The following is a 5029-nucleotide window of genomic DNA, read 5'->3' as shown; positions in this document are numbered from 1 at the left end:
TAAAATTTACATTTAAATTTTATGATATAACTTTTTATAAATCTTAATATCGGTTTCTTGGGAGGTAGTTTTGAAATTATCATCATTTTTATATTTTGCAAACTTTGGTATAAATACGATACTTTTTAAAAAGAAAAACCCTATTCTTGGAACTATTATAATTACAGATAAATGTAACTTAAGTTGTAAACACTGTTCGGTTAATAATATAAGTTCCATAATCTATACATACTTTCAAATAAAAAATGAAATGCGTATCCTCTACAATTTAGGAGTTAGAATTTTATTTTTCTGTGGTGGAGAAACTTTTCTTTGGAAAGATTCCGGCAAAACTTTAAAAGATTTAGTGGTTGAAGCAAAGAATATGGGATTTTTAATTGTAAATGTTGTTACAAATGGTACTTATCCTATTGATTTACCAGAAGCTGATTTAATTCTCTTGAGTTTAGATGGCGATAGAGAAAGCCACAATACTATACGAGGAAATACATATGATTTAATTTTGGAAAATATAAAAAAATTCTACATCTGATAATATTTGCCTATATATGGCAATAAACAAAATAAATAAAAACTCAGTTAAAGATGTTTGTAATCTTTCTACAGACTATAAAAATATTAGAGCAGTTTCTTTCAATTTTCATACTCCATATCCTGACACTGCTCATTTAAAACTTTCAAAATCCGAAAAACTTGATGTTTCCAAGATTATTGCAAATGAAATCGACAATGGCAAACCTATATTTAATTTAAAATCTGCTCTTCCTTTTTTGGTTGAAAATAGTTTTCCAACGCCTTGTTATCAATGTGTTGTCATCGAAAACAATACTATTTCACCTTGTGGTAGATGCATTGAAATTTCAGGGTTATGTGAAGAATGTGGTTATTTTTTCGTTGCTGAATACACACTCTTGTTTAGTGGAAATGTAAAAATAATATTTGAAATGTTAAAAACGTATTTAAAATATATTTAAGGAGAAGATATGTTAACAAAGCTTGGAAAAATATGGCTTACTCGTTCTATTAAACCATTTATCTTTAATAGAGAATATGATAATTCTCTGTCCTATTTAAATTTAGATAATCTTGGACTTTATATTCACATACCTTTTTGTAGAAGCATTTGTGATTTTTGCCCATACTGTAAAACAATATATTCTAAAGAAAAATGTGATAAATACTTAGATTATCTTTTAAAGGAAATAGAACTCGTTGCAAACCAATCTCGTATAAAAAAAGAAATTACCACTCTCTACTTTGGCGGTGGAAGTCCTGCTCTTGCAATAGATAGATTAGATGAGATTCTCTACACGATTTCAAAATATTTTTATATTAAAGATGGAATTGGAATTGAACTACACTCCGAAGATGTGACTGTTGAGTGTTTAGAAAAATTAAAAAGTCTTGGAATAAATAAAATAAGCATTGGCATTCAGTCTTTTCAAAGTAAATTTCAAAATATTTTAGGTAGAAAATTTGTCAATTTACAATCCTTGTCTGATTCTCTTTCAAAAGTTAAATTTGAAACTGTATCAATGGATTTTATATTCGCCTTACCTAATCAAAACTATTTAGATTTAAAAAAATGATATAGATTTGGCATTTGATATTGGAGCAAATCACATAGCCCTGTATCCTTTTATAAACTTTAAATTCACCAAAAGTCCTATTAGTGCACTTAACACAAAAGAAAAAAGAAATTTATACTATTCGATAATCAAACATTGTACTGATAAAGGATATTCTCAAAATTCAATATGGACTTTTTCAAAAAATAATTCTATATATTCTTCTATGACTAGAGAAAACTATCTTGGCTTTGGTTGTTCAGCAACTACTTTATTAAAAGACCAATTTAAAATCAACACCTTCTCAATTGATGATTATATAGCTCGGATAGAAAATAAAGTACTCCCCACTTCTTTGACTACAAGATTTACTAAAAGACAGAGAATGTTATACTATCTTTTTTGGACAGCATACTCTACAAAGGTATCAGAAAAAGACTTCGAAAAATTTTTCAATTGCTCCTTAAAAAAATATTTTGGCTTGGAAATTAAAATAGCTAAATTATTGAAATTCATCGAAGAAAAAGATGGTGTCTATACCCTAACTCCTAAAGGCTCTTTCTATTTCCACTATTACGAAAATTTCTATACACTATCTTATATAGATAAAATGTGGGGAATTATGAAAGAAAATCCTTTCCCCCAAAAAATTGAACTTTAAAAAGGACAGATTTAAATCTGTCCCCTATTATTTTTAAAATACTAAAACTTCATATCCTTCTTCAACATATTTTGTTACCCCTGCGTGTCCATTCATATCTTGCATCAATTCTAATCCAGCTTTTTTATTATCTTCAAGCACCTCTAGAGTTTTAGAACAAGCATAGCAAACTCCAACAATTGTTCCATTTTCTTTCAAAGTTAAATACAATGGATTCTTTTCTTCTTCCAGTTCTTTAGGTAATGTTACAGATTGCCCTTCAAGTACAATCTTTACTTCATTTCCACTTTCTTTTAATTGTTTAGCATTCATTAGAGCGTGTAAGAAACACATCTTTTTGCCTTCCATAGTGTAGATTAAAAATTTTTTCATCATATCCCCCTCATAATTTAAATTCCCACATTAAAACGTTTAATTTATAACTTAAACTTCTTATACCCCAAATAACAAAGCTAACACCAAATTAGTGTTAGCCTATTAAAATCGTTATTAAATTTTCTGCCTCTTCCTTATTAAATGAATTTGATTATACTCTCTAAGATAGAAATAATATCCCCCACACAACAAATATAAAACACCTATAGCTCCAAGCGGTTTATTGAAATTTTCAAGTATTATATATCCTACAAATCCACCCACTATGAAAAATACTATGGATAAGATATAAAATTTAACTTTCCAAAATTCTGTTTCTCTACCTCTTATGTATGAGCCAAGCGCAAATCCCGCATCTGTTAAATAACCCGTGACATGACTTGTCCTTATAAGTGTGCCCTTATACTTTATAAACATCCCATTTTGCATACCTATTAAAAGAGAAATCAAAAACAACCTAGATGACTCAATATTTAAAAAATCTGTAAAAATTAAAGCACTTCCACCTACTATAAGTGAAATGCCATATCTCTTTTTGGGAATTCTAACTTTGTCATAGTATAAAATTCCGGATAGTGCAGAGCCTATAAAAAAACTTCCTAACAAAATAAATAATCTATATGGAATATCTAAATTTTCATACAAACTAATTGCTATTTCACTTGAATTCCCAGTATGGTGTGTTATTGGAGTGCCAAGCTCTTTTATCGCATACACATTTATCGCACCCGTAAGCATAGTCATCCAATAAATCCAAGTTACAAACCTATAATTAGCAATTTCATGCGCCTTAATTGCCTTTGACTTTTTGTTCATAAATCTCCCTTGTCGTATATATTCTAGAACAATTATACAATAAAAATTTAAGTTTTTTATTACAATTTAAAAAGAGTGGAAAATCAAATTCCCACTCTAATAAAATATTAAATTAACAACTTTCCATAGGATTTAAAAGTTGATAAAGTGTTTTTACATGCACTCCTGTTGCTCTTTCAGGAAGATATCCATTCGCTTTTGAAAGATATGCAGTTCCAGCTATATCCATGTGAACCCATGGAGTATTTCCATCTACAAAGCAGCCTACAAACTGCCCAGCAGTTATTGAGCCACCATAACGTCCTCCAGTATTCTTTAAATCTGCAACTTTTGATTCAAATAATTTTTTGTATGCTTCATCATTAGGTAGTTCCCAAATTTTTTCTCCAGCATTTTTAGCACTTTCTTTTAACTCAGCTAAAAATTCACTGTTATTTGTAAGCACACCAGTGTACTCTTCGCCCAAGGCAACCAAAACAGCTCCAGTAAGAGTCGCCAAATCGATTACTCTATCTACTTTCAGTTCACTTGTTGCAAAATAAACAGCATCAGCTAAAGTAAGTCTACCCTCAGCATCAGTGTTTCCTATTTCAATAGTCTTCCCAGCCATTGAAGAAATAATATCTCCAGCCTTATAAGCGTGACCTGAAATCATATTTTCACAAGCCGCAACGATTCCAACAACATTTACCTTAGCTTTTGACCTTGCAATTGCCATCATAGTACCTATTACCGTAGCCGCACCCCCCATATCTGAGTGCATACTTGCCATACTATCAGCCGGCTTTATACAATATCCACCACTATCATAAGTTATCCCTTTTCCTACAAGTCCTGTTCTAAACTTAGAGCTTCTATCTCCGTTGTATTCCATGACTATGAATCTTGGGTCGTTATCTGAGCCCATTGCAACAGACATAAATGCATCCATTCCCATGTTTTCGATTTCTTCTCTCTCATAAACAGTAACTTTTACTCCCAAAGGTTGTAAATTAGTTTTAACTGTTGTAGCTAAAAACTCAGGAGTCATTACATTTGCTGTTTCATTACAAAGCTCACGAGCAAAGAAAACCCCATTCATTTGATTTTCAATATACTTTAACCCTTCTTCTAGCTTTCCTTCAGGTCTTATAAAAGGTGTGTAATTTACTTCTAATTCAAAATCTTCTTCCTTAGATGATTTCTTTGTAAAATTATAACTTCCTTGACAAAGACCTTCATATATAGACATCATAGTTTTTCTATGACAAAGTCCAAAATCTTCCATTTCAAAAGAAACAATACTTTCTTTATTATTTTTCAATTCCTTATATAAATTAAAAGAAGCTAGCTTAATATTTTCTTCATTTAATTCACTCTTGTTGCCTAATCCAACTAAAAATGAACTTTCTCCTTCAATATTTGGAAAATATACAACTTCTCCTACTTTTCCTAAAAAACCATGTTCATTAGCCCACTTAACTAACCTGAAATCTTTTGCTTCATCAGAAAAAGTAAATATAACTTTTGCCCCACCTTTTTTGTCTAAATTAAATTTCATATTAATTCCTTTCTTGTACAATTATTCTTAAATTTATTATATCCCAACTCATTAAAGTTAAACAAACTA

General features: G+C 30.0%; 7 protein-coding genes. 4 read left to right on the top strand and 3 right to left on the bottom strand.

The genetic code is table 11. The features are described from left to right. The first annotated feature begins 70 nt into the window (after positions 1-70). From HMPREF9129_RS12015 to HMPREF9129_RS12000, 4 genes are read left to right on the top strand one after another with little or no spacing between them, the layout of a single operon-like run. Positions 71-532, top strand: a complete 462-nt coding sequence (locus HMPREF9129_RS12015) for a radical SAM protein (protein WP_004821264.1) — start codon at positions 71-73, stop codon at positions 530-532. A 16-nt stretch (positions 533-548) separates the two neighbouring features. After that, on the top strand, positions 549-974 hold the full coding sequence (locus tag HMPREF9129_RS12010) for a hypothetical protein (RefSeq protein ID WP_004821262.1): 426 nt from the start codon (positions 549-551) through the stop codon (positions 972-974). 9 nt (positions 975-983) lie between these two features. After that, a complete protein-coding gene (locus HMPREF9129_RS12005; RefSeq protein ID WP_004821260.1) occupies positions 984-1589 on the top strand; it encodes a radical SAM protein in 606 nt (201 codons plus the stop codon). A gap of 7 nt (positions 1590-1596) precedes the next feature. Further along, on the top strand, positions 1597-2229 hold the full coding sequence (locus tag HMPREF9129_RS12000) for a hypothetical protein (RefSeq protein ID WP_004821258.1): 633 nt from the start codon (positions 1597-1599) through the stop codon (positions 2227-2229). A 33-nt stretch (positions 2230-2262) separates the two neighbouring features. On the opposite strand, the gene HMPREF9129_RS05530 is transcribed toward HMPREF9129_RS12000, so the two are convergent. The 3 genes from HMPREF9129_RS05530 to HMPREF9129_RS05520 all read right to left on the bottom strand — a co-directional run bounded on the left by HMPREF9129_RS05530 (position 2263) and on the right by HMPREF9129_RS05520 (position 4960). Next, entirely contained in the window at positions 2263-2601 is a 339-nt protein-coding gene (locus tag HMPREF9129_RS05530; protein WP_040552360.1) for a hypothetical protein, read from the bottom strand. A 117-nt stretch (positions 2602-2718) separates the two neighbouring features. Continuing rightward, positions 2719-3420 (bottom strand): YoaK family protein, encoded by a 702-nt coding sequence (locus HMPREF9129_RS05525; RefSeq protein WP_004821254.1) that lies wholly within the window; start codon positions 3418-3420, stop codon positions 2719-2721. 112 nt (positions 3421-3532) lie between these two features. Beyond that, complete coding sequence (locus HMPREF9129_RS05520; protein ID WP_004821253.1) at positions 3533-4960, bottom strand: leucyl aminopeptidase; 1428 nt, start codon at positions 4958-4960, stop codon at positions 3533-3535. Positions 4961-5029 lie beyond the last annotated feature (69 nt).

This window comes from Peptoniphilus indolicus ATCC 29427 (assembly GCF_000227315.1).
Lineage (GTDB): Bacteria > Bacillota > Clostridia > Tissierellales > Peptoniphilaceae > Peptoniphilus > Peptoniphilus indolicus.
Note: the sequence above shows the minus strand (reverse complement) of the source record. Positions and strands in the feature narration are given on the sequence as shown.